Below are 239 nucleotides of genomic sequence, written 5' to 3'. Positions count from 1 at the left end.
TACACACCCCGCCTGCTGCTGATTGACGCCGAGCGACCGGCCGAACGCGTGTGGGCCTTGCGCCAGGCGCTGGAATCCGGGGCCTGTACCGGACTGGCCGGCTGGCTGGACAAGGCGGACACCGCCATGCTGCGCCGCCTCCAGCTGGCCGCACGCGCCACTCCCCTGCCCGTGCTGCTGTTCCGGCCTGCCCATGACAGACAGCGGCCTTCGCCGGCAGGCCTGCGTCTGCAGCTGTC

1 pseudogene is annotated in these 239 nt (G+C 72.0%); it reads left to right on the top strand.

Annotated features, from left to right (window positions below):
• Positions 1-239, top strand: a pseudogene (locus METUNV1_RS00085) (translesion DNA synthesis-associated protein ImuA); the annotation flags it as partial.

The sequence above is a fragment of the Methyloversatilis universalis FAM5 genome, from assembly GCF_000214035.2.
GTDB classification, from domain to species: Bacteria; Pseudomonadota; Gammaproteobacteria; order Burkholderiales; family Rhodocyclaceae; genus Methyloversatilis; species Methyloversatilis universalis.
Note: the sequence above shows the minus strand (reverse complement) of the source record. Positions and strands in the feature narration are given on the sequence as shown.